The sequence below is a fragment of the Micromonospora sp. NPDC048999 genome (assembly GCF_040649295.1).
Classification (GTDB): domain Bacteria; phylum Actinomycetota; class Actinomycetes; order Mycobacteriales; family Micromonosporaceae; genus Micromonospora.
On record NZ_JBEZFI010000001.1, the window covers coordinates 1 to 24,095 of the forward strand.

General features: G+C 72.5%; 23 protein-coding genes. 13 read left to right on the top strand and 10 right to left on the bottom strand.

All coding sequences use genetic code 11. The features are described 5' to 3' along the window. Window positions 1–364 precede the first annotated feature (364 nt). From AB0C02_RS00005 to AB0C02_RS00020, 4 genes are all read left to right on the top strand, one after another. Entirely contained in the window at window positions 365–991 is a 627-nt protein-coding gene (locus tag AB0C02_RS00005) for a VTT domain-containing protein (RefSeq protein WP_357539410.1), read from the top strand. A 68-nt stretch (window positions 992–1,059) separates the two neighbouring features. Continuing rightward, a complete protein-coding gene (locus AB0C02_RS00010) occupies window positions 1,060–1,422 on the top strand; it encodes a type II toxin-antitoxin system RelE/ParE family toxin (protein ID WP_357539412.1) in 363 nt (120 codons plus the stop codon). A 2-nt stretch (window positions 1,423–1,424) separates the two neighbouring features. Next, window positions 1,425–1,757, top strand: a complete 333-nt coding sequence (locus AB0C02_RS00015) for a helix-turn-helix transcriptional regulator (protein WP_357539414.1) — start codon at window positions 1,425–1,427, stop codon at window positions 1,755–1,757. A gap of 80 nt (window positions 1,758–1,837) precedes the next feature. Next, window positions 1,838–2,674: an NAD(P)H-binding protein gene (locus AB0C02_RS00020; RefSeq protein ID WP_357539416.1), complete on the top strand. Its 837-nt coding sequence runs from the start codon at window positions 1,838–1,840 to the stop codon at window positions 2,672–2,674. A 54-nt stretch (window positions 2,675–2,728) separates the two neighbouring features. Here the strand turns inward: AB0C02_RS00020 and AB0C02_RS00025 are convergent, their stop codons facing one another. Then, window positions 2,729–4,132, bottom strand: a complete 1,404-nt coding sequence (locus tag AB0C02_RS00025; protein ID WP_357539418.1) for an NAD(P)H-quinone dehydrogenase — start codon at window positions 4,130–4,132, stop codon at window positions 2,729–2,731. A gap of 106 nt (window positions 4,133–4,238) precedes the next feature. Here AB0C02_RS00025 and AB0C02_RS00030 point away from each other — a divergent pair, with 106 nt between their 5' ends. Then, window positions 4,239–4,694: a gamma-glutamylcyclotransferase gene (locus AB0C02_RS00030; protein ID WP_357539420.1), complete on the top strand. Its 456-nt coding sequence runs from the start codon at window positions 4,239–4,241 to the stop codon at window positions 4,692–4,694. A 72-nt stretch (window positions 4,695–4,766) separates the two neighbouring features. Here the strand turns inward: AB0C02_RS00030 and AB0C02_RS00035 are convergent, their stop codons facing one another. The 4 genes from AB0C02_RS00035 to AB0C02_RS00050 are packed head-to-tail and all read right to left on the bottom strand — an operon-like array spanning window position 4,767 to window position 8,108. Continuing rightward, window positions 4,767–5,729: a GNAT family N-acetyltransferase gene (locus AB0C02_RS00035; RefSeq protein ID WP_357539422.1), complete on the bottom strand. Its 963-nt coding sequence runs from the start codon at window positions 5,727–5,729 to the stop codon at window positions 4,767–4,769. A 38-nt stretch (window positions 5,730–5,767) separates the two neighbouring features. After that, complete coding sequence (locus AB0C02_RS00040) at window positions 5,768–6,514, bottom strand: hypothetical protein (protein ID WP_357539424.1); 747 nt, start codon at window positions 6,512–6,514, stop codon at window positions 5,768–5,770. Between the two features lie 43 nt (window positions 6,515–6,557). Next, a complete protein-coding gene (locus AB0C02_RS00045; RefSeq protein ID WP_357539426.1) occupies window positions 6,558–7,472 on the bottom strand; it encodes a hypothetical protein in 915 nt (304 codons plus the stop codon). Window positions 7,473–7,478: 6 nt separating this feature from the next. Then, complete coding sequence (locus tag AB0C02_RS00050; protein WP_357539428.1) at window positions 7,479–8,108, bottom strand: MBL fold metallo-hydrolase; 630 nt, start codon at window positions 8,106–8,108, stop codon at window positions 7,479–7,481. 121 nt (window positions 8,109–8,229) lie between these two features. Here AB0C02_RS00050 and AB0C02_RS00055 point away from each other — a divergent pair, with 121 nt between their 5' ends. Then, on the top strand, window positions 8,230–9,234 hold the full coding sequence (locus tag AB0C02_RS00055; RefSeq protein WP_357539430.1) for a DUF4349 domain-containing protein: 1,005 nt from the start codon (window positions 8,230–8,232) through the stop codon (window positions 9,232–9,234). On the opposite strand, the gene AB0C02_RS00060 is transcribed toward AB0C02_RS00055, so the two are convergent. After that, complete coding sequence (locus AB0C02_RS00060; RefSeq protein WP_357539432.1) at window positions 9,191–10,453, bottom strand: amidohydrolase; 1,263 nt, start codon at window positions 10,451–10,453, stop codon at window positions 9,191–9,193. The two genes, AB0C02_RS00055 and AB0C02_RS00060, sit on opposite strands and share 44 nt — an antisense overlap. 619 nt (window positions 10,454–11,072) lie before the next feature. Further along, window positions 11,073–12,656 carry a methylmalonyl-CoA mutase family protein gene (locus AB0C02_RS00065; RefSeq protein WP_357539434.1) on the bottom strand — a complete coding sequence of 528 codons (1,584 nt, stop codon included), beginning with the start codon at window positions 12,654–12,656 and terminating at the stop codon, window positions 11,073–11,075. 209 nt (window positions 12,657–12,865) lie between these two features. Between AB0C02_RS00065 and AB0C02_RS00070 the strand changes: the two genes are divergently transcribed. Together AB0C02_RS00070 and AB0C02_RS00075 are read left to right on the top strand one after the other, a co-directional pair. Continuing rightward, window positions 12,866–15,022 (top strand): protein kinase, encoded by a 2,157-nt coding sequence (locus AB0C02_RS00070; protein WP_357539436.1) that lies wholly within the window; start codon window positions 12,866–12,868, stop codon window positions 15,020–15,022. Window positions 15,023–15,071: 49 nt separating this feature from the next. Further along, entirely contained in the window at window positions 15,072–16,736 is a 1,665-nt protein-coding gene (locus tag AB0C02_RS00075) for a phospho-sugar mutase (RefSeq protein ID WP_357539438.1), read from the top strand. A 98-nt stretch (window positions 16,737–16,834) separates the two neighbouring features. Here the strand turns inward: AB0C02_RS00075 and AB0C02_RS00080 are convergent, their stop codons facing one another. The 3 genes from AB0C02_RS00080 to upp form a co-directional block, all read right to left on the bottom strand. Then, the gene (locus AB0C02_RS00080) at window positions 16,835–17,884 is read right to left on the bottom strand and encodes a CU044_5270 family protein (RefSeq protein WP_357539440.1); all 1,050 of its coding nucleotides are present in this window, start codon (window positions 17,882–17,884) and stop codon (window positions 16,835–16,837) included. Between the two features lie 10 nt (window positions 17,885–17,894). After that, window positions 17,895–18,434, bottom strand: coding sequence for a sigma-70 family RNA polymerase sigma factor (locus AB0C02_RS00085; protein WP_357539442.1), 540 nt, complete (start codon window positions 18,432–18,434; stop codon window positions 17,895–17,897). A gap of 151 nt (window positions 18,435–18,585) precedes the next feature. Next, window positions 18,586–19,218: a uracil phosphoribosyltransferase gene (gene upp / locus AB0C02_RS00090; protein WP_357539444.1), complete on the bottom strand. Its 633-nt coding sequence runs from the start codon at window positions 19,216–19,218 to the stop codon at window positions 18,586–18,588. Between the two features lie 135 nt (window positions 19,219–19,353). Here upp and deoC point away from each other — a divergent pair, with 135 nt between their 5' ends. The 5 genes from deoC (at window position 19,354) to AB0C02_RS00115 (ending at window position 24,093) form a co-directional block, all read left to right on the top strand. Continuing rightward, window positions 19,354–20,313: a deoxyribose-phosphate aldolase gene (gene deoC, locus AB0C02_RS00095; protein WP_357539446.1), complete on the top strand. Its 960-nt coding sequence runs from the start codon at window positions 19,354–19,356 to the stop codon at window positions 20,311–20,313. 5 nt (window positions 20,314–20,318) lie between these two features. After that, window positions 20,319–21,749: an aldehyde dehydrogenase family protein gene (locus AB0C02_RS00100; RefSeq protein ID WP_357540941.1), complete on the top strand. Its 1,431-nt coding sequence runs from the start codon at window positions 20,319–20,321 to the stop codon at window positions 21,747–21,749. Next, window positions 21,742–22,566 (top strand): aldehyde dehydrogenase family protein, encoded by an 825-nt coding sequence (locus AB0C02_RS00105; RefSeq protein ID WP_357539448.1) that lies wholly within the window; start codon window positions 21,742–21,744, stop codon window positions 22,564–22,566. Before AB0C02_RS00100 ends, AB0C02_RS00105 begins: the two co-directional genes overlap by 8 nt. A 143-nt stretch (window positions 22,567–22,709) precedes the next feature. After that, window positions 22,710–23,177, top strand: coding sequence for a BlaI/MecI/CopY family transcriptional regulator (locus AB0C02_RS00110; protein WP_357539450.1), 468 nt, complete (start codon window positions 22,710–22,712; stop codon window positions 23,175–23,177). A gap of 10 nt (window positions 23,178–23,187) precedes the next feature. Next, the gene (locus AB0C02_RS00115) at window positions 23,188–24,093 is read left to right on the top strand and encodes a M56 family metallopeptidase (RefSeq protein WP_357539451.1); all 906 of its coding nucleotides are present in this window, start codon (window positions 23,188–23,190) and stop codon (window positions 24,091–24,093) included. The last annotated feature ends 2 nt before the right edge of the window (window positions 24,094–24,095 follow it).

The window sequence follows — 24,095 nt, forward strand, 5'->3', positions numbered from 1 at the left end:
TAAATCAAGATGACCGTTTGCCCAGCTCACAGCGGCAATAGGGGCATCGGGCCAGGCAGCAAAAGTGCGGGTCGCCGGCACGGGACCTGCCGGCGACCCGCGGCGGCCCGGTCGTCGGCAACGGGGGATCCGACGGCGGCGGAGCCGCGCGCCGACAACGGTACGCCTGGAATCGACGGTTCGCCGCCCGCCTCGATGAGCGCCGCCACGCCGAGCGGTCGACACAATCGGCCCGGCCGCATCGTTGGCAACGGCTGGCCCTCTGGTGTCATTGGTCACCACCGGGCGGGGCAGCGCACAGTGAGGCGAGACAGGCCGTCAGGCTCGGTGCGGTCGAACGGGGAGATCCGGCGAGGTGGCAGTCGTGCCCGAACTCATCGCTAACGTCGCGTCGCCGACGTGGGCGTACCTTGTGCTGCTGGGGCTGCTGGCCGCCGACGCCTTCGTGCCGGTCGTGCCGACCCAGGTCGTCATGATCACCGCCGGCGCGCTCACCGTCTACAGCGGGCTGAGCCTGCCGCTCACCATCGTCGTCGGCACGGCCGGCGTCTTCGCCGGCGATGTCGCCTGCTATCTGCTCGGCCGCAGCGCCCCGAGCCGCCGCCGGGCGCGGCGCGCCATGCCCGGCCGGGCCCGCCGCGCCGCCGCCCGGGTCACCCGAGGGCTGCGCGAGCCGGGGCCGCTGGTGATCCTGCTCTGTCGATTCGTACCGGGCGGGCGGATGGCGGCCTGCTTCGCGGCCGGGCGCAGCCGCTACCCGGCCCGGCTCTTCCTGCTCTACGAGGCCATGGCGGCGACCGGCTGGGCGGCGTACGGAACCCTGGTCGGGCACCTGGGCGGCACGGCGCTGACCCATTCGGTGTGGCGACTCGCGGTGATCGGCGGAGTGGCGGCGGCCGGGTTCGCGGCAGCCGGCTGGGCGGTGAGCGCCCTCACCGCCCGCCACACCCCCACGGAGGCCAAGGCCAAGGTTCGGGTCGGGGCAGACTGACCGGATTACTCCGCGTTCCACTCGCGTGTCTTCCGGCAAGCCATATAAGCTGACCTTATATTGACGACATGTGGAAGATCGGGCTGCATCCTGAGGTCGAATCATGGTTTCTCGACCTGTGCAGGAGTGATCCCACTACAGCCGACCTGGTCAGTGAAGCGATAGACCTGCTCGGGGAGCATGGCCCAGCACTGGGCAGGCCCCTCGTCGACCGCCTCAAGGGCAGCGCCTTTCACCACATGAAGGAACTACGGCCAGGCTCGACCGGCTGCACGGAGGTACGGATGATTTTCGCGTTCGACCCGTTGCGGGAGGCCGTCTTCCTAGTGGCAGGCGACAAGTCCGGACAGTGGCAGAGTTGGTACCGGACGGCCATACCCTTGGCTGACGCTCGGTTTCAGGAGCACCTGATTAGCCTGAAAGAAGCTTAGCGATGAGCGGTGGAGTCAACTGGCGAGACGTAAAGGCGAAGGCCAGGGAGATCGACCCGACGTGGGACGAGCCTGAACGCGCTGCGCGACGGGAACGGATGCGCGAGCAGATGCTCGCCTCGGTGAGCGGTGCCCAGCTCGCGGAGATCCGGAAGCAGTTGGGCATGACACAGACCCAACTGGCTGAGGCGGCGGGGCTGTCGCAGGCACGGATCAGCCAGATCGAGAACGGCGAGAGCACAAGTCTCGAGACCCTCCGGGCGTACGTGACGGGCCTGGGTGGGCACCTTGATGTCGTCGCTCGGATCGGGAATATTCGCCTCGACGTCGCCTGATGCCCTTGACCTCAAGGAGGCTTCAGCTCCTAGCGTCCAACTGGTGGGTCGATGGCGGCCTATCGGATGAGGAGGCGGAGATGATCCTGGTGACGGGGGCGACCGGCACGGTCGGCCGAGAGGTGGTATCGCTGCTGCTGGCGCGGGGCGAGCAGGTCCGGGCGGTGAGCCGCGACCCGTCCCGGGCTCAACTGCCGGCCGGGGTCGAGGTGGTGGCGGCCGATCTCGGCGACCCCGCCTCGCTCGCGCCCCACCTGACCGGCGTCGACGCGGTCTTCCTGATCTGGCCGTTCACCGACCCGGCCGTGGCCCGCCGGGCCGCCCCCGAGGTCGCCCAGCTCATCGCAAAGCAGAGCGCCCGGGTCGTGTACCTGTCCGCTCCGGGTGCCGCCGACCAGCCGGCGTCGTTCTGGGCGCAGGTCGAGCGGGCGGTCGAGGCGTCCGGCGCGGAGTGGACCTTCCTGCGGCCGGTCGGCTTCGCCGCCAACACGCTCATGTGGGCCGACCAGATCCGGGCCGGCGACGTGGTGCACTGGCCGTACGGGGGCGCGGCCCGGTCACTGATCCACGAGCGGGATCTCGCCGAGGTGGCCGTTGCGGCGCTGACCTCGGACGGCCACGCCGGCGCCCGCTACCTGCTCAGCGGGCCGGAGACGCTGACCCAGGAGGACCAGGTACGCGCCATCGGCCGGGCGATCGGCCGGGAGCTGCGCTGGTCGGAGATGCCAGTCGACGAGGCTCGGCAGATGCTTTCCGCCGCCTTCGGCGACCCGGCCTTCGCCGACGCCGCGCTGGCCGGCTGGGCCGCCTTCGTCCACCACCCAGAGCAGGTCACCGACACGGTACGGCGGCTGACCGGCCGGCCTGCTCACGCGTACGCCGAATGGGCCGCCGACCACGCCGCCGCCTTCCGCTGACGGCGTGTCCCGCCGGGCCGGCCTCCGTGTGGGCGGCCCGGCGGTGACGACGGGTCACTCCAGTTCGTGGAGCATGAGCTGGCGGGCCGCCTCGGTGATCGAGCCCGACAGCGAGGGATAGATGGTGATGGTCTGAGCCAGCTCATTGACGGTGAGGTTGTTCTCCACCGCCATGGTGATCGGCAGGATCAGCTCGCTGGCCTTCGGCGCCACCACCACGCCGCCGATCACCTGACCGCTGGCGGGGCGGCAGAAGAGCTTGACGAAGCCGTCGGCCAGGTCGGCCATCTTGGCCCGGGCGTTGCCGGCCAGCGGCAGCATCACCTGGCGGGCCGGCACCTTGCCGGCGTCCACCTCGTTCTGGGAGACGCCGACCGTGGCCAGTTCCGGGTCGGTGAAGACGTTCGCCGCGACGGTACGCAGCCGCAGCGGCCGGACCGCCTCGCCGAGCGCGTGCCACATCGCGATCCGGCCCTGCATGGCGGCGACGCTGGCCAGCGGCAGCACCCCCGTGCAGTCACCGGCCGCGTAGATGCCGGGAACGTTGGTCCGGGACACCCGGTCGACGCTGACGTAGCCGCCCCGGGCCAGCTCGACGCCGTACTCGGCGAGGCCCAGGTTGGCGGTGTTGGGAATCGAGCCGACCGCGATCAGCGCGTGCGAGCCGACCACCACCCGGCCGTCGGCGAGCACCACCTCGACGCCGTCGCCGATCCGGCGGACCGCCTCGGCACGGGAGTTGTTGAGGATGGTCATGCCCCGGTTGCGGAACACCCGCTCGATCGCCATCGCGGCGTCGGCGTCCTCGTGCGGCATCACCCGGTCACGGCTGGAGACCAGCGTGACCGCGACGCCCATCGCCAGGTACGCGCTGGCGAACTCGGCGCCGGTCACACCGGAACCGACCACGATCAGGTGCTCCGGCAGCGCCGGCAGGTCGTACACCTGGCGCCAGGTGAGGATGCGCTCGCCGTCGGGCAGCGCGGTGGGGAGCTGCCGTGGGGTGGCGCCGGTGGCGATCAGGACGGTGGATGCGTCGATCGAATACTCAGCGCCACCACCGGCCGGGGTGACGACCACCCGGTGGGTGTGACCGAGCGTGTCCTCGCCCAGCCGGGCGCTGCCGGCCACGAACTCCACCCCGGACTTGACCAGCTTGGTGTGGATGTCGGAGGACTGAGCCAGGGCGAGCCGCTTCACCCGCTCGTGCACCGCCCGGGCGTCGACGGTGACCGCCTCCAGCCCATCCGAGTGCACCCCGAACTCCTCGGTGTCCCGGTAGCCGGTGACCACCTCTGAGCTGGCGATGAAGGTCTTCGACGGGACGCAGTCGGAGAGCACGCAGGCACCGCCGGCCCCCTCCGCCTCGACCACGGTGACATCAGCGTCCAGCTGGGCGGCGACCAGCGCCGCCTCGTACCCGGCCGGCCCCCCGCCGATGATCACGATCTGGCTCACAGCGCTCGCCCCTCGTCAGTGCTCACAGTGACTTTCTTCTCCCCGTCGCGTTCGACACGCACCGTCGTATTCTCCCCCACCCGCCAGCCGAGCTATCGTCATCGCCGTGCGTCTGTACGCCGCTTATGGCTCAAACCTGGACCCCGCTCGCATGCGCGCCTACTGCCCGCATTCGCCGATGGTGGGCGTCGGCTGGCTGGAGGGGTGGCGGCTCACCTTCGCCGGTGAGGGCGTCATCGGCTGGGAGGGCTCGGTCAGCACCGTGGTCGAGTCCCCGGGCGACCGGGTCTTCGTGGCGCTCTACGACATCCACCCGGGTGACGCCGCGCAGCTCGACGAGATCGAGGGCGTGGCCGCGGAGACGTACCGACGGCTCACCGTCCGCATCTCGACACTGGACGGGGACGTGACCGCGTGGGTCTACGTCTTCGACGGGTACGAAGGCGGCCTGCCGACGTCGTGGTACCTGTCGGAGATCGCGAACGCCGCCGAGAAGGCGGGCGCGCCGGACGACTATGTCGCCGACCTGCGGTCCCGCCCCACCGGCACCGCGTCGGCGTAGCGCGTATCGCACGCCTTCAGTCTCCCCGGCCGTTTTCCGGGCCGGGCGGGCGACCCCGGGCCGGGTCGCCTATCACACATGCGTGGCGGTGACCGTCCGCTCGTACATGTCGGTCCAGCGCACCTCGCCCAGCCCGACCGAGCGGTAGAGGGTCACCGGGGTGGTCGGGTTGGCCAGGTCGACGCCGAGCCCGGCGGCGGCCCGACCCTTCGCCGCGTAGACCGCGAAGGCCCGGCGCAGCAGCGCCGCGCCCACCCCGCGCCGCCGGTACTCGGGCAGCACCGACAGCGTGCGTACCCAGCCCATGTCGTGCTCCAGGGCCTGGTCGGAGGACTGGAGGGCACCGGCCGGCTCCCCGTCGACCTCGGCGACGAACCACTCGTCCCAGACCTTGCCGTACGACGGGATCCGCTCCTGCCACGCCTCGAAGCCGAGCGGCTCGTAGTCGGGGGTGTCCCGGAACGCGGTGTCGAAGATCCCGTGGAACTGCCGCAGGTCGGCCTCGTCGCCGGGACGCAGTGACCGGACGGTCACCCCGGCCGGCAGGGCCGGCTCGGCGGACAGGTCGGTCAGCGAGCGGGTCATCCTGATGTACCGCTTGATCCGGGTGAAACCCGCCTCGACCAGCTCGGCCGCCCAGCGCGTCTCCGGTGCGAAAACGCCGGTGCGGATGGTCAGGGCGGGCAGGCCACGCTCGGCGGCCCGCTCGGCGACCCGGTCGAGCAGCCGGGCCAGTAGTGGGGCACGCAGGTCGGCCCCGCGCTCGGGGTCCACGAGGACGTCCACCCACTCCCGGCCCACGCCGGTCGGGTTGTTCAGCAGCGTCCAGGCGACCGCGGCCCCGTCCGGGTCGGTGACCAGCCAGGAGTCACGCGCCGGGTCGAAGAACGGACCGGTCAGCGCGGACTCGACGTCCTCGGTGTCGAAGTCCGGATAGCCGACGGCGAAGACGTCGGAGGCGTGCACCACCTTCAGGATCGCCGGGACGTCGTCGAGGGTGGGGCGGCGGGCGGTCCAGCCGGCGGGGAGCGTCACGCCGCCGATCCTGGCAGCCCGTCCGGCGGCCGCGCCCCTCATTTTTGCCCGCCGCCGAGGTGCAACCGCGCGGCGCTGAGCAGGTTGAGCAGTTCCGCCCCCTCACCCGGGGCGAGCCCCTGGAACGCGGTGGCGGCCAGCCGGTCGGTCACCGCCTCGGCCCAGAGGCGCCGCCGTACCAGCGGACCCGGCGGCGGGTACGGCGGCGACCAGCCGCAGGCGGCGGCGCCCGCCTCCCCCTCCGGCCCGGCCAGCACCGCCTCGAGCGGGGTCATCCCGGCGGCCCGGACCGCCAGCAGATAGGCCCCGGCGAAGTGCTCACGGAGCAGCAGCAACGCGACGGCCGCCCGCGCGCCCGGCGAACGGTCCGGGACCGGCATGGACCGCCAGGCGGCGAAGAGTGGCATCCCGCTGGCGTCCGCCGCGTCGACCGCCCGTTCCAGCAGGCCGGCCAGGTAGGACACCTGCGGGGTGTCGCCCAACTGCTCGACGCCCCACCGGCAGCACTCGGCCAGGTTCGCGCCGGCCACGTCCAGCGGCCGGACCGTACGGGCGGCGGCGTCCCAGCCGTCGGCGACCGCCTCCGGGGCGATGAAGCCGAGCGCGGCGGCGGCCGTCTCGGCACGGACGTCACCGAGCGCCCCGGCCCGGCCGGTGATGTAGAACGCCCAGCCGGAGATGCCGAGCAGCCGGGCTCGGCGCAGCGTCGCCGGACGGCGGGAGAAGGTCTCCCCGAGTTCCAGCGCCAGCGGCTTGCTGGCGGCGGCGACCTGCTCCGGGGTCATCGACGGGGTACCTCCGTCCGTCCATCGTGGTCAATCACTCCAGTCAGTCTGCCCGGTTACCGCCCGCGTCGGCATCCTCCTCTTCGGCGTCCAGCCCCTCCAGCGCCGCCTCCACCTCGCCGGTGCGCCGCCGGGCGGCGGTGGCGGACCGCTCGGCGCCCCGCCGGGCCAGCCTGGCGCGGCTGAGATCCTGCTCGGCGACGGCCCGGCGGCGTTCCAGCTCGGCCAGTTCGGTCTCGATCCGGTCCAGCGTCGCGCCGCCGTCCCGCTCGGAGCGGACGGCCTCGGCCAGCTCCTGCTCGGCCCGGTCCTGGTCGCTGCGGGCCTTCGTCAGCTCGCGGTTCAACGCGCGGCGGCGGTTCGCCCGTTCGGCCCGGGCCGCCCGCTCGTCGCGCGTACGCCGGGTGTCGGCCCGCTCGGGTTCGGGCGGTTCCTCCGCGCCCCCGGTGACCAGCCGTAACTGCGGGCGCGGCACCTCACCGAAGCCGGCGTAGTGGGTGGCCCGGAGCAGCCGGCCGGACCGGATCTGCTCGGCCACCTCGGTGTCGGACAGGGCGGCGTTGAGCGTCGCCTCCACCTCGGCCAGCGGCAGCTTCCCGGCCGGTGGGGCGGCCGGCTCGGCGGCGGCCAGCTTGCGTACCTCGCTGACCAGCGCGCCGACGACGGCCCGGCGCTGCGCGGAGAGCTCACGCAGCTTGCCGCCGCGCAGCTCACGCTGGGCGGTACGCAGCGACTCGGCGAGCTGCGCCAGGTCGGCCACCAGCTCGGGCCGGCGGATGGCCAGCAGGTTGACCAGCCAGGCTGCGACGGTGGGCCGGCGCAGCCGGCCGATCTCCCGGGCCGCCTTCGGATCGCCGGCCCGGCGGGCCTCGGCGACCGCGGCGTCCCGGGCCGCGACGAACCGGTCCGGCGGCGCCGCGTAGAGCCGCTGGACCAGCTCCGGGGACGGACCGGCCATCGCCGGTCAGGCGTCGATCCGGGTGCCCGGTTCGAGACGGCGGTAGTCGGTCTTCGACAGCGCGGTGTACTGCCGGTCGTAGATGCCGAACCCGGTGGCGTTGAGCAGCCCGTCGTGCAGCGCGTAGGCGCGGCGTGGGGCCACCGCCCGAATGAAGTCGACCACCTCGGAGAACTTGGACCAGGGCGCGTGGATCGGCGCGAAGAGGGTGTCCACCTGGACGTCGTCGGGGACGACCAGGGAGTCGCCCGGGTGGTAGACGACGTCGTTGAACACGTAACCCAGGTTCTGGATCACCGGGATGTCGGGGTGGATGACGGCGTGCTGCCCGCCGTAGGCGCGGACCGGGACGCCGGCGGCGGTGAACGACTCGCCGGGCGCGACCACGACCAGCGCTTCGGCGGCGGCACCGAGGACGTCGGCCAGCGAAGCCGGCCCGTTGACGCTGAACGGGCGGCGCTCCAGCGCCCGGTTCAGCGCCTCGACGTTCACATGGTCCGGGTGTTCGTGGGTGATCAGCACCGCGTCCGCCCCGTCCAGTGCCTCCGGTTCGCTGTATACCCCGGGGTCCACCACGAGCACTCCCCCGTCGTGCTCCAGCCGGAGACAGGAGTGGCCGTACTTGGTGAGCTGCATCGTGACTCCTCGATTATCGAATCGTGACGTCCTGAGCGCAGTCTGCCGGAACCGGCGCGAATGCGCGCCGCGTCCGACGTATCGACCCCGGAGCGGGGTCGCCAAGGATCGGAGAGAAGAAATGAGCATACGAGGAGGACATCGTCGAGCGCTGGCGCTGGCGGCGGTGGGACTGGTGGCGGTGCTGGCCGCGGGGGCCTGCAGCGCGGGCGGCGAGCGGACGGCCAGTGACTCCGCGGCACCTGCCGTGGGCGGGGTCGCCGACGCGGGCGGGAACGCCAAGGCGGAAGGCGGCACCGACCAGGATTCGGCGGGCGGGTCGGGTGCGGCCGACCTGCGGGTGGACCAGCGGTCGATCATCTACACCGGAACGATGCAGGTCCGGGTGGACGACGTGGACGGGGCAGCCCGCACGGCGACCGCCCGGGCCCGCGAGGCGGGTGGATTCATCGGTGGCGACCAGCGGACCAGCGGGTCGGCGGACGCTCGGGCCGAGCTGACCCTGCGGGTGCCGGCCGACCGGTTCATCGCGGTCATCGACGGACTCGCCGGGCTCGGCGAGCAGGAGCGGCGCGAGATCCACACCGAGGACGTCACCGAGGAGACCGTCGACCTGGACGCCCGGATCGCCACTCAGCGGGCCCGGGTGGACAGCGCCCGGAAGCTGCTCGCCCGGGCCAACTCGATCAACGACCTGGTCACGTTGGAGAACGAGGTGGGCCGGCGGGAGGCCGACCTGGCGTCGTTGGAGGCGAAGAAGCGCAAGCTGGCGGACCTGACCGCGCTCTCCACGATCACCGTGACCTTCGTCGGCCCCCACGCCACGGCCGCGCCCGCTCCCGTCAAGGAGAAGCGCGACCTGGGCTTCCTGGTCGGGCTGCGGGGCGGCTGGTCGGCGTTCCGGGACGCGCTGACCGTGACCCTCACCGTGCTGGGCGCGGTGCTGCCGTTCGCGCTGGTGATCGGCGTACCGGTGGCGGTGCTGCTCGGGCTGGCCCGACGGCGGCGGACGCGGCGGACTCCACCGGCCGGTCCGGCGCCGATGGTGCCGGGGCCGGCCGGGCCGGTGGGTGGTCCGACGCCTAGCGCGCCGCCGCCAGTGCCCGCAGCGCGGTCTGGACCATGAGGCGTACGCCGACCGGGATGGCGCGCTCGTCCGGGTCGAACGAGGCCCGGTGCAGGTCCACGTTGGGCCCGGTTCGGCCGACCCCGAGGCGGGCGAGCGCGCCCGGCACGTGTTCCAAATACCAGGAGAAGTCCTCGCCGCCCATGCTCTGCGGGGTCTCCGCGATCCCCTCGGGGCCGAGGGCCGCGGCGGTGGCGGCGGTGAGCACGCCAATGGCCCGGGCGTCGTTGGTGACCGGCGGGCGGCCACGCAGGTACTCCAGGTCGACGGTGGCGCCGGTGGGGGCGATGACGTCCCGGACCACCTGGGCCACGATCTTCGGGGCCTGGTCCCAGGTGTCGCGGTCCATCACGCGCAGCGTGCCGGCGGCGTAGGCCTCGGAGGGGATGACGTTGTAACGGGTGCCGGCCGAGGCGTGGCCGAACACCAGCAGCAGCCCGCTGTTGGCCGGCACCCGGCGGCTGACCAGGGTGGGCACCTCGGTGACCAGCCGGCCGAGCGCGTCGACCAGGTCGACGGTGAGGTGCGGGCGCGCGGTGTGCCCGCCCGGACCGGTGAGCCGGACGGTGACGTTGTCGGCGGCGGCGGTGATCGGGCCGACCCGCAGGCCGACCCGGCCGACCGGCAGGTTCGGATCGCAGTGCACGGCGAAGATCTGCACCACGTCATCCAGGCCGCCGGCCTCGATGACCTCCAGGGAGCCGCAGGGCAGGATCTCCTCGGCCGGCTGGAAGATGAGCCGGACCCGGCCGTCGAGCTGGCCGATTTCGGCGAGCCGGGCGAGCAGCAGACCGACGCCGAGCATCACGGTGGTGTGCACGTCGTGTCCGCAGGCGTGGCAGACGCCCTCCACGGTGGAGCGGTAGAGGACGTCCTTGGCGTCGGTCAGCGGGAGGGCGTCGATGTCGGCGCGGAGCGCGATCACCGGGCCGTCCGGGCGTCCGTCGATGTCGCAGATGACGCCGTTGCCCTTGGGCAGCAGCCGCGGCTTCAGCCCGGCACGGGACAGCTCCCGGTGGATCAGGGCGGCCGTCTCGTACTCCTCGCCGGACAGCTCGGGATGGGCGTGAAGGTGACGGCGGATGTCGATCAGGCCGGGTACCCGGAGGGCCAGCAGATGGTCGAGCTCGAAAGGCAGGGGCTGGGATCCGGATGGCGCCTCCGGCCAGGACGACGCCAGCGGGCTGCCGGAAGAAGGCAGCGTCAACGCACTCGTCACGTCGAATTCTCGATCACTAGAAGTGGATGGATCTTCGGGCAGAACAGCAGACAGCCTAGACCTCCGACGGTGACGCTGGGCAACCTCTTTCGCGTAGCGGTCGGACCGCGCAGCGTCACGAATGCCCTGGTGGGAGGGCTCAAGTATCTGCGGGACAGCAGGTAGATCGCGGTCGGACGCCGTCATCTGCCCCACACCTCCTACAACGCGTAACCGATTTGGCGATCACCAAATCACGGGCCGCTGGCCCGAATTGTCGCATTAGTCGCGGCAATTAACTGCCACTCCGACAAGTGCGAAACAACAGCACGCTGCCGAACGGCTCCCGAGAGTTACAGGCCGGTCCGCGATGCGGCCGCACAGGCTGTCCGTTCCGTTCACCCGATCGGGTTACCCGCATTCCCGATCCACACGCGCGCCACGGCCGGGCCCCACTGCCCGACGGCACCTTCGCCGAGCCGCCGCCGCTTCCGCCGATATGAGGGGAGACCACCGACTGTACGCCGCGCCGGCCCCGGTTGGCGAGGGCGTCTTCCCAGCTCAGACTAGTTTTGGACAGCGCACGGCGGCCCGGCCGGGCGCCCGGGTGGGGCACCGCCGGAGCCGCCGTCGGATCAGTTCAGAACCGGTCGCTCGGCCGGTACGTCCCCCACACCGCGCGCAGCGTCCCGCAGACCTCGCCGACGGTGGCCCTGGCGCGCAGCGCCTCCTTCATCGGGTAGAGCACGTTCCCGGTGCCCTCGGCGGCGGCACGCAGCTCGGCCAGGGTCCGCTCGACCGCGCCGGAGTCCCGCTCGGCGCGCAGCTTCGCCAGCCGGTCGGCCTGCGCGGCCTCGATCGCCGGGTCCACCCGCAGCGGCTCGTACGGCTCCTCCTCGTCGATCTGGAACCGGTTGAGCCCGACCACCACCCGCTCGCCCGAGTCGATCTCCTGGGCGATCCGGTACGCGGACTGCTCGATCTCCCGCTTCTGGAAGCCCGCCTCGATCGCGTCCACCGCCGAGCCGTGGTCGAAGACCCGCCGCATCAGATCGTCCGTGGCCGCCTCGATCTCGGCGGTCATCGCCTCCACCACGTACGACCCGGCGAACGGGTCCACGGTCGCGGTCAGGTCCGTCTCGTACGCCAGCACCTGCTGGGTACGCAACGCCAACCGGGCCGCCTTCTCGGTGGGCAGCGCGATCGCCTCGTCGAAGCTGTTGGTGTGCAGCGACTGGGTGCCGCCGAGCACCGCGCCGAGGCCCTGAACCGCCACCCGGACCAGGTTCACCTCCGGCTGCTGGGCGGTGAGCTGCACACCCGCGGTCTGGGTGTGGAACCGCAGCATCATCGACTTCGGGTTCTTCGCCCCGAACTCGTCGCGCATCAGCCTCGCCCAGATCCGTCGGGCCGCCCGGAACTTGGCGACCTCCTCGAGCAGCGTGGTCCGGGCGACGAAGAAGAACGACAGCCGGGGCGCGAAGTCGTCCACGGCCAGCCCGGCGGCGACCGCGGCGCGCACGTACTCCACGCCGTTGGCCAGGGTGAACGCGATCTCCTGCGCGGGCGTCGCACCCGCCTCCGCCATGTGGTAGCCGGAGATGGAGATGGTGTTCCACTTCGGCACCTCGGCCCGGCAGTACGCGAAGGTGTCGGCCACCAGCCGCAGCGACGGCTTCGGCGGGAAGATGTACGTCCCCCGGGCGATGTACTCCTTGAGGATGTCGTTCTGGATGGTGCCGTTGAGGGCCGCGCCCGGCACCCCGGACTCCTCGGCCACGAGCTGGTAGAGCAGGAGCAGCACCGAGCCGGGCGCGTTGATGGTCATCGAGGTGGAGACCTGGTCCAGCGGAATGCCGTGAAAGAGCAGCCGCATGTCCTCGATGGAGTCGATGGCGACCCCGACCTTGCCCACCTCGCCGTGCGCGATCGAGTCGTCGGAGTCGTACCCCATCTGGGTGGGCAGGTCGAAGGCGACCGACAGTCCCATGGTGCCGGCACGCAGGAGCTGGTGGTAGCGCGCGTTGGACTCGGTGGCGGTGCCGAAACCGGCGTACTGCCGCATGGTCCACGGGCGGGAGGTGTACATCGTCGGGTAGACGCCACGGGTGTACGGGTATTCGCCCGGGGCGCCCAGCCGCTCCGCCAGCCCCCCGGGGACGTCGTCCGTCGTGTAGACGCCCTTGATCGGGAAACCGGACTCGCTCGACCGCCGTTCGCTCATCACCGGATGGTAGGACTTGTCGGGCCGTCGATGGGTGAGGGATGGCGCACACTCCGGGGCCCGACGAGCACCGACCAGGGGTGAACGGCCGACCGCATACCGTCAAGTAGGTAAACGACCGCCGCGTCGGGTTTCGCATCGGGCGTCGGAACCAGCAAGATAGGGAGGTTGTGTCCCAGCCCCCTCGATATCCCCCCGGTGGCTTTTCTGTGACTCAGATCCCGACGTGGAGCGGCGGACCGGTCAGTCCCCCCACTGGACGCGCGGCACCCGGCACGACCATCGGCGATCGCTACTCTCTGCGGTCTCCGGTGGGCAACGGCGGAATGGGCACGGTGTGGCGTGCCACAGACACCCTGCTGCGCCGCGATGTGGCGGTCAAGGAGGTCGTCCTTCCCCCGGGGCTGGCTCCCAGCGACCGTGACGCGATGTACGAGCGGACCCTCCGGGAGGCCCGCGCCGCCGCCGCGATCCAGCACCCCGCCGTGGTCCAGGTGTACGACGTGGTCACCGAGGGTGGCCGGCCGTGGATCGTGATGGAGCTGCTGGACGCGCGCAGCCTGGCCGACATGGTGATCGAGGACGGGCCGGTCGCGCCCCGGGCGGTCGCCAAGATCGGCATCGCGCTGCTCGGCGCGCTGGAGGTGGCGCACGCGATCGGCGTGCTGCACCGCGACGTCAAGCCGGCCAACGTGCTCATCTGCTCCGACGGCCGCTGCGTGCTGACCGACTTCGGTGTCGCCCGGATGCCCACCGACGTGCAGCTCACCACGCCCGGCATGGTGCTCGGGTCGCCGCACTTCATCTCCCCCGAGCGGGCGATGGGGCAGGATTTCGGGCCGCCGAGCGACCTGTTCTCACTCGGCGTCACGCTCTACACCGCGGTCGAGGGGCGTCCCCCGTTCGACCGGGGCGACCCGATCGAGACCATGCACGCGGTGGTCGAGGATCCGCCGGCCATCCCACAGCGCAGCGGCCCGCTGACCGGCATGCTGATGGGCCTGCTGGAGAAGGACCCCGCCCGGCGGCTGGACGTGCACTCCGCCCGAGGCATGCTGCGTCAGCTCCTCGCCGGTCCGCTGACCAGCAACGCCACCGCGGTCAACTCGGTCACCGACCCGTACGCGGTGGTGCCGGTGCAGCGGCCGTCCACGCCGCCGGCGATCACGGCCGAGCCGAAGCCGACCGGCCAGATCGGCGGCCGGGCGATGATCGGCCCCGGCGAGTCGCTGACCGACCGGCTCGCCGCCCTGCGCCGGGGTGAGCGCCCCGAGCCCACGCCGATCCAGGCCGCCGCGGCGCTCGACGACACCAGCGCGGACGCGCTGGCCGGCCCGCTCCACACGCCCACCGGGGCGATGCCCGCGCCGGCAGCCGCCCCGGAGGCGACCCAGCGGATCTCCCCCGACGCCACCCAGCGCCTCGGCGCCGGCCACCCCGACGCCACCCAACCGGTCTACGGCCGTGGCGCCGACACCACCCAGCCGGTCTACGCCCCAGGCGCCAACGTCACCCAGCCCGTCTACGGTGGCGACGCCACCCAGCCGGTGTACGCCTCTGGCGCCAACGCCACCCAGCCCGTCTACGCCCCAGGCGCCAACGCGACCCAGCCGGTCCACGGTGGCGCCGATGCCACCCAGCCGGTCTACGCCGGCAACCAGTGGTCGGTGCCCGGCACCGGTCAGCCGTGGGCCACCCCGGCACCGGCCGACGGCGGCGCGCTGGGCAAGGCCCGCAGCGTCGGCACCCAGCTCGTCAGCACGGTCAGGGGCTGGCCGCGCAAGGTGCAGCTAGCGGTGGCCGGCGGGGTGGCCGTGCTGCTGCTGATCAGCGTGATCGCCCTCACCAGCGGCGACGACACTCCCCCGGCGATCGTGGGCACGCAGCCCACCGCCACGGCCGAGGCCCCGCCCGTGGCGATGCAGGAGCAGACGGTCAAGGGCATCACGGTCCAGGTGCCCAAGGGCTGGCAGCGGCAGACCGGCGGCGTGTACGTCGACTTCGTCGACCCCGAGGACGGCGGGCGCAAGGTCCGTGTCCTCGCCGAGAAATGGGGCAGCAGCTCCATCAGCTGGGCGGAGTTCGCCTCGCGGAGTCTCCGGAAGAAGGCCGCCGAGAGCAAGACCTGCCCCAAGCCGTACACCGAGCTGTCGGTGTCGGAGCAGGAGCTGGCCGGTGAGCCGGCGGGCGAGCTGGAATACACCTGCGGCGAGGGCGACAGCATGCGGCACGGGGTGTGGCGTGGGGTGGTGAAGGACGGCAAGGTCTACTCGTTCTACCTCACCTCCACCGACGCCCGGTTCGCCGAGAGCAAGCCGATCTTCGATTCGATGGTCCGGTCGTTCCAGCTTCCCGGGAGCAACTGAGCCGAGACCGCCGGGCAGTGGTGCTCCGCCGTCGTGCTATCAAGGGGCAATGGCGGCGGATACCACTGACCTTGACGAACTTCGCAAGCAGGCCCTTCGGTGGCTCGACGACGACCCCGACCCGGCCAGCCGGGACGAGCTGCGCGCGGTCCTCGACGGGCTGCCGGGCAGCGCGCCGGAGTTGGCCGACCGGTTCGCCGGGCCGCTGACCTTCGGCACCGCCGGGCTGCGCGGCCCGCTGCGCGCCGGCCCGAACGGGATGAACCTCGCGGTGGTCACCCAGGCCGCCGCCGGGCTGGTCGCCTGGCTCGCCGACCAGGGCGGTACGGGTCCGCTGGTCATCGGGTACGACGCCCGGCACGGCTCACGGGCCTTCGCGGAGCGCACCGCGCAGGTCGCCACCGGCGCGGGTCGCCCGGCCCTGCTGCTGCCCCGCCCGCTGCCCACCCCGGTGCTGGCGTACGCGGTGCGGCACCTGGGCGGGGTGGCCGGCGTGATGGTCACCGCCAGCCACAACCCGCCGCAGGACAACGGCTACAAGGTCTACCTCGGCGCTCAGCTCGGCGGGGAACTCGGCGCGGGCGCGCAGATCGTGCCGCCGGCCGACGCCGGCATCGAGGCCGCCATCCGCTCGGTCGGCTCGCTGCTGAAGGTGCCGCTCGGCCCGGCCGGCGAGGTGCTCGGCGACGACCTGGTCGCCGCGTACGTGGAGCGGGCCGTCGCGGTGATCGACCCGGCCGGCCCGCGCGACCTGAAGGTGGCGTACACCCCGCTGCACGGGGTGGGAGCCGCGGTGCTGACCGCCGTCTTCTCCCGCGCCGGCTTCCCGACCCCCGGCGTGGTGCCCGACCAGGCCGAGCCGGACCCGGCCTTCCCGACGGTCAACTTCCCCAACCCTGAGGAGCCGGGCGCGGTCGACAAGCTGGTCGCGCTGGCCGGCTCGACGGGCGCGGACATCGCCATCGCCAACGACCCGGACGCGGACCGCTGCGCGGTGGCCGTCCCTTCGGGCGGCACCTGGCGGATGCTGCGCGGGGACGAGGTCGGCGCGCTGCTCGCCGACCACCTGATGCGCCGCGGGGTCACCGGCCTGTACGCCACCACCATCGTGTCGTCGTCCCTGCTGCGGGCGATGTGCGCGGCGCGAGGCCTGCCGTACGACGAGACGCTGACCGGGTTCAAGTGGATCGTCCGGGGCGGTGCCGGGGTCCAGCCGTTGGTCTTCGGCTACGAGGAGGCGCTCGGCTACTGCGTCGCGCCCGAGCACGTACGCGACAAGGACGGCATCACCGCCGCGCTGACCGTCGCCGAGCTGGCGGCCGGCCTGAAGGCCGAGGGCCGGACGCTCACCGATCGGCTGGACGAGCTGGCCGCCGAGTTCGGCGTGCACCACACCGACCAGCTCTCGGTACGGGTCGACGACCTGCGGGAGATCGCCGCGATGATGGCCCGGATCCGGGCCGCCACCCCGCAGGCCCTGCTCGGTCATTCGGTCACCGAGACGTCCGACCTGCTCCCCGAGGCCGACGTGGTGATCCTGCGCACCGACGCGGCCCGGGTGGTGATCCGCCCGTCCGGCACCGAGCCGAAGCTCAAGGCGTACCTGGAAGTGGTGGAGCCGGTCGCGGACGGTGACGTGCCGGCGGCCCGCGCCCGCGCGACGGACGCCGTGGCGGCCCTGCGCGCGGAGATCGCCACCGCCCTCGGCCTCTGACCCGCCCGGCCCACGGCGGGGCAGGCGGGAGTCAGTCGCCGACCGCCGGCGTGGACGGGACGCATGTCCCGCCCACGCCGGCCGGACCCCCGTTCCGGTCAGCCGAGCGTGTCGGTACGGCTGGCCTGCAGCAGCAGCCCGTAGCGGAGCACGCGCTGCTTGGGGGCCTGCTCCAGGTACTCCTGGGCGAGCAGTTCACCGGTGTTCGGATCGAAGATCAACAACATCTGGTAGCGCTGCTCGTCCTCCGGCCGCTCCGCCGGCAGGGTGAGGTCGGCGGTGACGCCCAGGCCCGGGCGGCCGGCCCGGTCGACGACCCGTCCACGCCACACGAACCCCGGCTTGTCGGCCAGGATGGTGAGGACGTCGGCGCGGGTCCGCCGCGGCACCAGGTGCCGGACGTACGTGTTGTACACGGCATCGGCCATGTCGAGGGCCGGAAGGTCGGTCCGGAGCAGACGAGCGAGGCCCGCCCGGTCGGTCGGCAATCGCCGGTCTTCCCGATCCCGTGGTTCCTCGACGGGCCCAGCGGCCGGTGGGGTCGCCAGGCCGACGGCAGGCCCGGGCAGCTGCTTCGTCCAGTAGTCCCGGGACGCCGCGTCGGGGAACTCCATGCCCAGCACCGTCATATCCGTCCACCGGCGGCCGTCGGACGTGGCCCAGCTCTGACGTTCCTCCACGTAACTGGCCACGTACCCTTCTTTCGACTGCTGCATCGCGCCGCCCCAGGACTTGACCCGGTGGTAGGCGTAGCGGCCGCCCTCCCGGTCGTAGGGCGCGTCCGTGATACGTCCGGCGAGCGCCCGCAGGTGCGGCCCGGCCGGTTCTGCGTCGGTGGCGATCTCGTAACCCACCAGTTGCAGCACGCTCCCGTCGACCGGCTGCCGCGGCGTCGGCTCGGTGGGTGCTCCGCGATCCCCGATGACCGGCAGCAAGCCGGCGGACGCCACCACGGCGGCCGCGACGGCCGCGCCGACCAGGACGGTGCGGCGGCTCGCACGGCGGCTCGGCGCCATCCGCGCGGGAGGCGCCGAGCTCTCGACCTGGAGGATCACCTGGTGCGCGGAGAGCCGTGCCGGTGACACCACGACGCCACGCGCCGGGTCGGCCGGGCCCAGGAGGTCCCGGATTTGCTGCTGTGTACGCATGCTGCTCCTTTCAGACATAGATCGATGCCGGCCGAGGGTCGGGAAGCTGCGGGCGGGCGGCCAGCGCGGAGCGCAGGCGACGCCGGGCCCGGAAGAGCCGCACTGCCGCAGCGGAGCGGGTGCAGCCGAGGGTGGCAGCGGCGTCCGAGACGCTGAGGTCCTCCCACCCGACCAACCGGAGGATCTCCTGGTCGGCTTCGGGCAGCTCGCGCAGCGCCCGGTGCAGGTCGAGCACGGGTGCCATGGCGTCGGGCCCGACAAGCCCCGCCGGCACCTGGTCCGCCTCGGTGAGCGGGACCAGTGTGGGAGCGCCGCGCCCGCGCCGCCAGCGGTTCACCACGGTGTTCCGGGCGACGGCGTAGAGCCACGGAAGGGGGCGTTCGGGGACCTCGCTCCGCCGACGCCAGGCGACGATGAACACGTCCTGGGCGAGTTCGGCGGCCGCGTCGGCATCCGGGAGCCGCCGCAGTCCGTACCTGACGATGTCCGGGTAGTGCGTGGCGTAGAGGCTGGTGAACCAGTCCTCACTCCGCTCACCCACGGGTTTCATCTGATCGCTCTCCCGACCGGAGTTCCTGACATGGACACCAGGTATGTGTCGCAGGCGGGGCGGATCGTTACCGACAGGCGTGGGACGGGCGCAACGGCGATGGCCCGCTACCCCCGGCAGTGGCCGGGGAGGCGGGCCATCGAAAGGGAGACTAGAAGCGGGGCATGCCGCCGAACTGGCGGTCGCCGGCGTCGCCGAGGCCGGGGACGATGAACTTGTGGTCGTTCAGGCCCTCGTCGATGGAGGCGGTGACCAGGCGCAGGGGGAGGCCGGAGCGCTCCAGGCGCTCGACGCCGGCCGGCGCGGCGAGGACGCACAGCACCGTGATGTCGGTGCAGCCGCGGTCGGCGAGCAGCCGGCAGCAGTGCTCCAGCGAACCGCCGGTGGCCAGCATCGGGTCGAGCACCAGCACCGGCAGGCCGCTCAGGTCGCGGGGCAGCGACTCCATGTACGCGCGGGGCTCGTACGTCTCCTCGTCGCGCGCCAGGCCGACGAAGCCCATCGACGACTCGGGCAGCAGGTCGAGCGCGGCGTCGGCCATGCCGAGACCGGCCCGCAGCACCGGCACCAGCAGCGGCGGGTTCGCCAGCCGGGTGCCCTCGGTGGCGGTGACCGGGGTCTGGACCGGGTACTTCTCGACGGGGAAGGAGCGTGCGGCCTCGTACACCAGCATGGTGGTGAGTTCGCGCAGCGCGGCCCGGAACGACGCCGAGTCGGTCCGGGCGTCCCGCATGGCGGTCAGCCGCGACTGGGCGAGCGGGTGATCAATGACGGTTACATCCACGAACGCTCAACCTACCCGGCGCGCCGGCCGCGCACCGCGTGTGCCGGCTGACCAGCGACCCCGCTCACGCGTGGCACTCACGACCGGACACCGTGACCAAGATCACACTCAGCTGATATGCGTACTATTCACGACATGACGGCGACACCGACGTCGGCCCGGTCGGACCTCTCCGAGCTGGGACGATCCGAGACCGCTCTGCGGACCTTCCTCCACGGCCTACCGGGCGTGGACCAGGTGGGCGCGGAGCAGCGGGCGGCACAACTCGGCACCCGCTCCATCAAGACCACCGCCAAGGCCCAGGCTATCGACCTGGCGATCCGGATGGTCGACCTGACCACCCTGGAAGGGGCCGACACCCCCGGCAAGGTGCGGGCGCTGGCGACCAAGGCGCTGCGCCCCGACCCGGCCGACCCGTCCTGCCCGCACGTCGGAGCGGTCTGCGTCTATCCCGCCATGGTCCCGTACGTGGCCGAGGTGCTGCGCGGCAGTCGCGTGCACCTGGCCAGCGTGGCGACCGCGTTCCCGTCGGGCCAGGCGCCGCTGGAGATCAAGCTCGCCGACACCCGGGCCGCCGTCGAGGCCGGCGCCGACGAGATCGACATGGTGATCAACCGGGGCGCGTTCCTGGCCGGCCGCTACCGGGAGGTCTACGACGAGATCGTGGCCACCAAGGAGGCCTGCGGTGACGCCCACCTCAAGGTGATCCTGGAGACCGGCGAGCTGACCACGTACGACAACGTGCGGCGGGCCTCCTGGCTGGCCATGCTGGCCGGCGGCGACTTCATCAAGACCTCCACCGGCAAGGTGCCGGTCGCGGCCACCATGCCGGTGACCCTGGTGATGCTGGAGGCGGTCCGCGACTTCCGCGCCGCCACCGGACGGCAGGTCGGCGTGAAGCCGGCCGGCGGCATCAAGACCACCAAGGACGCGATCAAGTACCTGGTCATGGTCAACGAGACCGTCGGCGCGGACTGGCTGGACCCGGACTGGTTCCGGTTCGGCGCGTCGAGCCTGCTCAACGATCTGCTCATGCAGCGGACCAAGCTGAAGACCGGCGTCTACTCCGGTCCCGACTACTTCACCCTGGACTGAGCGTGATGTTCGAATACGCCCCCGCCCCCGAGTCGCGCTCGGTGGTGGACATCAAGCCCTCGTACGGGCTCTTCGTCGACGGCAAGTTCGTCGATCCGACCGACGGCGGCAGCTTCAAGTCGATCAACCCGGCCTCCGAGGAGGTGCTCGCCGAGGTCGCCGAGGCCGGCGCCCAGGACGTGGACCGCGCGGTTCGCGCCGCCCGGACGGCGTACGAGAAGGTCTGGGGTCCCATGCCGGGCCGCGACCGGGCCAAGTACCTGTTCCGGATCGCCCGGATCATCCAGGAGCGTTCCCGCGAGCTGGCCGTGCTGGAGTCGCTGGACAACGGCAAGCCGATCAAGGAGTCCCGGGACGTCGACGTCCCGCTGGTCGCCGCGCACTTCTTCTACTACGCCGGCTGGGCCGACAAGCTCCCGCACGCCGGCTTCGGGCCCAACCCGCAGCCGCTCGGCGTGGCCGCGCAGGTCATCCCGTGGAACTTCCCGCTGCTCATGCTGGCCTGGAAGATCGCCCCGGCCCTGGCCGCCGGCAACACGGTGGTGCTGAAGCCGGCCGAGACCACCCCGCTGACCGCGCTGCTGTTCGCGGAGATCTGCCAGCAGGCCGACCTGCCCGCCGGCGTGGTCAACATCGTCACCGGTGCCGGCGAGACCGGCCGGGCGCTGGTCGAGCACCCGGGCGTGGACAAGGTCGCCTTCACCGGCTCCACCGACGTGGGCCGGGCCATCGCCCGGGCGGTCGCCGGCACCCGCAAGAAGCTCACCCTGGAGCTGGGCGGCAAGGCCGCCAACATCGTCTTCGACGACGCCCCCATCGACCAGGCGGTCGAGGGCATCGTCAACGGCATCTTCTTCAACCAGGGGCACGTCTGCTGCGCCGGTTCCCGGCTGCTGGTCCAGGAGTCGGTCGCCGACCGGGTGCTGGAGTCGCTCAAGCGCCGGATGGCCCAGCTCCGGGTCGGTGACCCGCTGGACAAGAACACCGACATCGGTGCGATCAACTCGGCCGCCCAGCTGGCCCGGATCCGGGAGCTCTCCGACGCCGGCGTGGCCGAGGGCGCCGAGCGCTGGTCGCCGCCGTGCGAGCTGCCCGAGCGCGGCTTCTGGTTCGCCCCGACGATCTTCACCGGGGTCACCCAGGCGCACCGGGTCGCCCGGGAGGAGATCTTCGGCCCGGTGCTGTCCGTGCTGACCTTCCGCACCCCGGCCGAGGCGGTCGAGAAGGCGAACAACACGCCGTACGGGTTGTCGGCCGGCATCTGGACCGACAAGGGTTCCCGGATCCTGTGGATGGCCGACCGGCTGCGCGCCGGCGTGGTCTGGGCCAACACGTTCAACAAGTTCGACCCCACCTCGCCGTTCGGCGGCTACAAGGAGTCGGGCTACGGCCGCGAGGGCGGCCGGCACGGGCTGGAGGCGTACCTCAATGTCTGAGCGGGTCGCGGTACGCAAGACGTACAAGCTCTTCATCGGCGGGAAGTTCCCGCGCAGCGAGTCGGGACGGTCGTACATCGTGCAGGACTCCAACGTGTCGCTGGCCTCCCGCAAGGACGCGCGGGACTCGGTCGTCGCCGCGCGGGCCGCGGTGAAGGGCTGGGCCGGGGCGACCGCGTACAACCGGGGTCAGATCCTCTACCGGGTCGCCGAGATGCTGGAGGGCCGCCGCGAGCAGTTCGTGGCGCTCGGCGTGCCGGCCGACGAGGTGGACGCGGCGATCGACCGCTGGGTCTGGTACGCCGGCTGGTCCGACAAGCTCCCCCAGGTCTACGGCGGCGCGAACCCGGTGGCCGGGCCGTACTTCAACCTGTCGGCGCCCGAGCCGACCGGCGTGGTGGCCGTGGTGGCCCCCGAGGCGCCGGCGCTGCTCGGTCTGGTCAGCGTCATCGCCCCGGCGATCGTGACCGGCAACACGGTGGTGGTGGCCGCTTCCCCGTCGGCGCCGCTCGCGGCGGTGACCCTGGCCGAGGTGCTGGCCACCTCCGACCTGCCGGGCGGGGTGGTCAACCTCCTCACCGGCCGGATCACCGAGACGGTGCCGACGCTGGCCGCGCACATGGACGTCAACGCGATCGACCTGACCGGGGTGACCGAAGCCGAACTGGCGGCGGACCTGGAGGTCAAGGCGGCGCAGAACCTCAAGCGGGTGCTCCGGCCGGCCCCGGCCGACCACGACTGGTACGCCGACCCCGGCATCACCCGGATGACCGCCCTGCTGGAGACCAAGACCGTCTGGCACCCCAAGGGCGTCTGACCCCCTGGGTGCCCCGCGCTGGCACCCCACCCCTCCGTCGATCATGAGGTTAGCGGCGATGTGGATCTCCCCAAATGCCGCTAACCTCATGATCAACGAGGCAATCGCCGAGGGTGACTACTACGGGGGGTAGGATTACCGGTGTGATTCGGCTGGGTGATCTTGAACGTGCGGTGATGGACGTGCTGTGGGACCTGGATCCGGGCACGTCCGACGGAGTGACCGTGCGCGAGGTGGCCGACGCCCTGGACGGGCGGGATCTGGCGTACACCACGGTGATGACCGTGCTGGACCGACTCGCCGGCAAGGGGATGGTGCAGCGCCGACGGGAGGGGCGAGCCTGGCGGTACCGGGCCGCGGCCAGCCGGGAGGCGCACATCGCCCAGCTCATGCTCGACGCGCTCGACCTCGGCGGCAGCCGGGACGCCGCGCTGGTGCGCTTCGCCCGCTCGGTCACCGGCACCGAGGCGGAGGTGCTACGCACGGCGCTGAGCGCCGAGGCCGGGCTCACCGGTTCCGGGCCGGCCGGGCACGAGGCCGGGCTGACGGACCGGGTCGAGGACCCGGCGGCCGGGCGGCCGGCGCTGGCCGACGAGGCGACGGACCGGTAGGGCGACGGCCATGGCGTACGCCGTGCACTTCACCGCGAGCATTCTGGCCTGCTGGCTGACCGCGCAGGTCCTCGCCGCTTCGAGGTGGACCTGGCGCGCCCCGCGGGTGGCGATCGTCTGCTGGCAGGCGGTCGGGCTGGCGCTCGGCCTCTCCGCGATGGGCCTGCCGATGGCGCTCGGCCTGATCACGTACGACCGGCCGACCGGCGGCGCGCTGCTCGCCCTCGCCAGCGACCTGGCCCACGGCGACCTGCCGGCCGGGGTCGGGGTGGTGGGCCTCGGCCTGGTCGGGGTCGGCTTCGGCATCGGCGCGGTGCTGCTCACCACGACGGTCCGCAGCGTCTACGGCACGATCCGCGCCCAACGCCGGCACCGGGAACTGCTCAGCCTGGTCGCCCGCCGGGACCCGACCGTGCCCGGCGCACTGGTGCTCGACCACCCGAGTGCGGCGGCGTACTGCCTGCCGGGGGTGAAGCCCCGGGTGGTGGTCAGCGCGGGCACCCTCAGCCTGCTGGACCGCGCCGAACTGGCGGCGGTGCTCGCCCACGAGCGGGCGCACGCCGAGGAGCGGCACGACCTGGTGCTGCTGCCGTTCACCGCGCTCCGCCGGGCGCTGCCCTGGCTCCGCCGGGTCCACGAGGCGCACGACCGGGTGGCGCTGCTGGTCGAGATGCGCGCCGACGACAAGGCCCGCGAGCTGCACGCCGAGGCACCGCTGGCCGGGGCGCTACGCCGGTTCGCCGCCGCCGGGCACCGGATCACGCCGGCCGGCACGCTCGGCCTCGGCGACCGCGACCTCGACGTACGCGTGCAGCGGCTGCTGCTTCCGGACCGGCCGCCCCGGGTGCTCGGCGCCACCGCGCTGACCGTCGCGGCCACTCTCGTCGCCCTGCCGATCTCGCTCTTCCTGAACTGACC

Bases quoted from the DNA above. Each gene is read 5' to 3' on its own strand.
- AB0C02_RS00010 (WP_357539412.1), top strand. From the start codon at position 1,060: ATGTGGAAGATCGGGCTGCATCCTGAGGTCGAATCATGGTTTCTCGAC.
- AB0C02_RS00015 (WP_357539414.1), top strand. From the start codon at position 1,425: ATGAGCGGTGGAGTCAACTGGCGAGACGTAAAGGCGAAGGCCAGGGAG.
- AB0C02_RS00020 (WP_357539416.1), top strand. From the start codon at position 1,838: ATGATCCTGGTGACGGGGGCGACCGGCACGGTCGGCCGAGAGGTGGTA.
- AB0C02_RS00040 (WP_357539424.1), bottom strand. From the start codon at position 6,514: ATGACCCCGGAGCAGGTCGCCGCCGCCAGCAAGCCGCTGGCGCTGGAA.
- AB0C02_RS00045 (WP_357539426.1), bottom strand. From the start codon at position 7,472: ATGGCCGGTCCGTCCCCGGAGCTGGTCCAGCGGCTCTACGCGGCGCCG.
- AB0C02_RS00050 (WP_357539428.1), bottom strand. From the start codon at position 8,108: ATGCAGCTCACCAAGTACGGCCACTCCTGTCTCCGGCTGGAGCACGAC.
- AB0C02_RS00055 (WP_357539430.1), top strand. From the start codon at position 8,230: ATGAGCATACGAGGAGGACATCGTCGAGCGCTGGCGCTGGCGGCGGTG.
- AB0C02_RS00065 (WP_357539434.1), bottom strand. From the start codon at position 12,656: ATGAGCGAACGGCGGTCGAGCGAGTCCGGTTTCCCGATCAAGGGCGTC.
- AB0C02_RS00075 (WP_357539438.1), top strand. From the start codon at position 15,072: ATGGCGGCGGATACCACTGACCTTGACGAACTTCGCAAGCAGGCCCTT.
- AB0C02_RS00080 (WP_357539440.1), bottom strand. From the start codon at position 17,884: ATGCGTACACAGCAGCAAATCCGGGACCTCCTGGGCCCGGCCGACCCG.
- AB0C02_RS00085 (WP_357539442.1), bottom strand. From the start codon at position 18,434: ATGAAACCCGTGGGTGAGCGGAGTGAGGACTGGTTCACCAGCCTCTAC.
- deoC (WP_357539446.1), top strand. From the start codon at position 19,354: ATGACGGCGACACCGACGTCGGCCCGGTCGGACCTCTCCGAGCTGGGA.
- AB0C02_RS00100 (WP_357540941.1), top strand. From the start codon at position 20,319: ATGTTCGAATACGCCCCCGCCCCCGAGTCGCGCTCGGTGGTGGACATC.
- AB0C02_RS00105 (WP_357539448.1), top strand. From the start codon at position 21,742: ATGTCTGAGCGGGTCGCGGTACGCAAGACGTACAAGCTCTTCATCGGC.
- AB0C02_RS00115 (WP_357539451.1), top strand. From the start codon at position 23,188: ATGGCGTACGCCGTGCACTTCACCGCGAGCATTCTGGCCTGCTGGCTG.